This is a genomic window from Pseudoalteromonas sp. SIMBA_162, from assembly GCF_046535955.1.
Lineage (GTDB): Bacteria > Pseudomonadota > Gammaproteobacteria > Enterobacterales > Alteromonadaceae > Pseudoalteromonas > Pseudoalteromonas marina.
On the sequence record NZ_JAWJBQ010000455.1, the window covers coordinates 1 to 269 of the forward strand.

Annotated in this window: 1 protein-coding gene; it reads right to left on the bottom strand. The window is 59.5% G+C overall.

Annotated features, from left to right (window positions below):
• Positions 1 to 39: 39 nt before the first annotated feature.
• A partial coding sequence (locus R0J88_RS20465) for a DUF3820 family protein (protein WP_410900945.1) occupies positions 40 to 269 on the bottom strand: 230 nt, incomplete at its 5' end.

Sequence of the window (269 nt, forward strand, 5' to 3'; positions counted from 1 at the left end):
TCTCAGCCCCTCATCTCAGCCCTTCTATATTTCACTCCCTCAGCGCCGCCGCAGCGGCTCCAGCAGCGCATTCAACCCGTTGTGATCAATCTCGTGCATCAGCGCGAGCAGGCGACCGATCTCGCCCTGCGGAAACCCCTTGCGTGCAAACCAGCCCAGATAATCCCCGGGCAGGTCGGCAATCAGACGTCCGGCATACTTGCCATAGGGCATCTGGCGGGTCGTCAGTTTCTGCAGGTCTTCAGGGCTCATCCTTTGACTCTCATTCG